Genomic DNA, 2,615 nt, shown 5'->3' on the forward strand with positions numbered 1-2,615 from the left:
AGCCCGGGTACCCGCCGCCGCAGGGCTATCCGCCGCAGCCCGGATACCCGCCGCCCGGGTACCCGCCCGCGGGCTACGGCGCCCCGGTGCCGCCGCCGAAGAAGAAGCGGACCGGGCTGGTCTTCGGCATCATCGGCGGCGTCGTCGTGCTGCTCGGCGCGGGCATCCCGGCGAGCATCGTCGTGAGCGACTACTACGCGAGCACCGGCGCGGCGCCGTCGTCCGCGCCGGTGCCCGCCGAGTGCCAGGTCCCGGCGCCGGTGCTGGAGAAGGCGGGCTTCCCGAGCTTCGTCCTGGCCGGCCAGGGCACCGGGGACCTGCCGGGCATCAAGCAGCAGGGCTGCAGCTGGAAGCCGGGGCCGGACGAGAACGTCCGCGACGCCACCATGCACGTCCAGATCACCCGGTACTCCGGGGAGAGCGCGGCCGAGCAGGCGAACGACCTGTTCACGCCGAAGCGCCCGGAGATCACGCCGACGGACGTGCGCGGCATCGGCGACAAGGCGGTCCTGGTCCGGCTCGCCACCGACAGCGCGTTCAGCGGCTCCGAGCTGCACGTCCTGAAGGGCACGACCGTCGTCGTCCTCGAGGTGTCCGGCTGGGACAAGGGCCTTTTCTCGAACTCGCCGATGCCGCAGGAGGAAACCGACGCCGCCGTGCAGGCGGTCGGCGCGGAGATCGTCAAGAAGTTGTCGCGCTAGGCCGGCGCGGGCAGCGACTTGCAGAGCGCGACCGGGAACTTCGGTTCGGCCGCCAGGATCTCCGCGCAGCCGGGGGAGTGGGCCTGCGCGAACGACGTCCACCCCGAGTCGCTCCAGCGGAAGGCGGTGCGGGACGGCTCGGCCTGCTCCTTGAGCAGGTCGACGACCAGCCAGGACGGGGTGCAGGCGCGGGTCGTGCCCGGGCTGCCGGCGCCGGCGGCGGACACCGCGGCGCCGATCCACGCGGGGTCGCAGTGGTCGGCGGGTGGGGCGCAGCTGCTCTGGCGGTCGCAGTGGGCCCAGCCCGCGCCGAGCTTGTGCCAGGCGTTCCCGGTGTCGGAGTTGAGGATGACGGTCCGGTCGGCGATCGGGTCCGCCGTCGTCAGCTCGACCTCGGCGGCCACCTTGTCCTGGCAGCCGCCCGCCGCGGGGCGGGTCGAGTAGACGACGTCGGCGCGGATGTCGGTCTTCGCCTCCACGACCTGTTCGATCCGCGGCTCGCGGACGCAGCCGGGGTCCTTGCCGGGCAGCGCGACCTGCACGAACAGGCTGCGGTCGTCCGAGCCGGGCCGGATCCCGGTGACGTCGGCGCGGAACGAGCGCCACTCCGCGCCGATGGTCGTCGGCGCCGGGCCCGCGGCCGTGGCGCCGGACACCCCGCAGGCCGCCGCGCCCACCGCCATCAGCACGCCGACGGCCGCCAGGATCGGCCGTCTCCGCGGTCCCGTCATCGTCACCCCCCGAAGTTCACCGGGGAATCTAGCCGACGCCGCAGCGTCAGGCGGCCGGACCGGCTTTTTCGCTCAGTGTGACGTCCTTCTCCAGGTAGACCGCGCCACGGATGTGGCCATCGGCGGCGGGCGGGTCGGTGAGCCGGTAGCCGGCCCGCTGGTAGAGGGCGATGTTGCGGGCGCTGCGCGCACCGGTGAAGAGGGCGAACCGGCGGGCTTCGGCGGGCGCCTGCGCTTCGGCGTGGGCGAGCAGCCGCCGGCCCAGCCCGCGCCCGGCGAGGTCCGGCGCGACCATCAGCCTGCCGAGCTCCCAGCGGTCCCCGTCGAGGCGGGCGCGCACGGCGCCGATGAGCCGGTGGTCCTGCCGGAGGATCCACACCGACCACGTCTTCGTCCAGTCGCGCACGTCCTCGAGGGTTTCGTGCAGGGCGGGGATGTCGAGAGTGTCGTTGAGGATCGCCTCCTGGACCCAGCAGCAGCGCTGCAGGACCAGCAGTTCCGGGACGTCTTCGGGGCGGGCGTCGGTGAGCTCCACGCCGCCTGTCTAGTGACCGGGCCGGGGTGCGGGCAACTCCATTACCGTTGCGGGTGCTGCTTTCCGGACCCCACGAGTGGGTGACTTGACACCTCCGATGGATCGCGGTTGACTGGTCTTGGTCGAACAGACGTTCGACTTGAGCCGCCGCCTTCCCCGCGGCGAACCAGTGCCGTCGGTCGCGTTTTGGGAGAGGCCCGACCGCCGGCCTAGTCCGTGGTGGGGAGGTGCGTGCGGTGACCGCTGTGGTGGAGCCGCCGGTGGCCCGGCTGGCGGCCCTGCCCGGGGTCAGCACGGCGAGCCGGGTGGCGGCCCAGGCCGAGCGGGCCAGGGCGACGGGAAGGGTGCTCCCGGTCGTCCCGGCGCTGGCCGGGCTGCTGCCCGACACCGGGCTCCGGCGCGGGAGCACGGTGGCGGTCCACGGGGGGACATCGCTGCTGCTCGCCCTCCTCGCCGCGGCCACGGCAGCGGGCTCGTGGGCGGCGGTGGTCGGCATGCCGTCCCTGGGCATCGCCGCGGCGGCCGAGTACGGCGTGGACGTGACCCGGCTGGACCGCCACCAGGTCCACGCCGTCCAGCAAGGCCGCGACCACCGCCGGGAGCTCCGCGCCCGGACGCGGGACCAGCGCCAGCCGGGTCACGTCCACG

Annotated in this window: 3 protein-coding genes and 2 pseudogenes; 2 read left to right on the forward strand and 3 right to left on the reverse strand. The window is 74.3% G+C overall.

Annotation, left to right across the window (positions count from 1 at the left end; genetic code table 11):
• A partial coding sequence (locus CCN39_RS26090; protein ID WP_086846259.1) for a hypothetical protein occupies nt 1-701 on the forward strand: 701 nt, incomplete at its 5' end.
• Here the strand turns inward: CCN39_RS26090 and CCN39_RS26095 are convergent.
• Both CCN39_RS26095 and CCN39_RS26100 read right to left on the reverse strand, forming a co-directional pair.
• A complete protein-coding gene (locus CCN39_RS26095; protein WP_244211009.1) occupies nt 698-1,432 on the reverse strand; it encodes a hypothetical protein in 735 nt (244 codons plus the stop codon). The genes CCN39_RS26090 and CCN39_RS26095 overlap by 4 nt on opposite strands.
• A gap of 46 nt (nt 1,433-1,478) precedes the next feature.
• The gene (locus CCN39_RS26100) at nt 1,479-1,967 is read right to left on the reverse strand and encodes a GNAT family N-acetyltransferase (protein WP_086846261.1); all 489 of its coding nucleotides are present in this window, start codon (nt 1,965-1,967) and stop codon (nt 1,479-1,481) included.
• Between the two features lie 236 nt (nt 1,968-2,203).
• On the opposite strand from CCN39_RS26100, the pseudogene imuA' reads away from it, so the two are divergent.
• Nucleotides 2,204-2,518, forward strand: a pseudogene (imuA', locus tag CCN39_RS26105) (DnaE2-dependent mutagenesis accessory factor ImuA'); the annotation flags it as partial.
• A gap of 30 nt (nt 2,519-2,548) precedes the next feature.
• On the opposite strand, the pseudogene CCN39_RS53105 reads toward imuA', so the two are convergent.
• Nucleotides 2,549-2,614 (reverse strand): annotated as a pseudogene (locus CCN39_RS53105) (hypothetical protein); the annotation flags it as partial.
• Nucleotide 2,615 lies beyond the last annotated feature (1 nt).

Origin of the sequence: Amycolatopsis kentuckyensis (assembly GCF_002155975.1) — a bacterium.
GTDB lineage: Bacteria > Actinomycetota > Actinomycetes > Mycobacteriales > Pseudonocardiaceae > Amycolatopsis > Amycolatopsis kentuckyensis.

What these genes read in the sequence shown, in the direction of transcription:
- CCN39_RS26095 (WP_244211009.1), bottom strand. Translation starts at nt 1,432, where the DNA reads ATGACGGGACCGCGGAGACGGCCGATCCTGGCGGCCGTCGGCGTGCTG.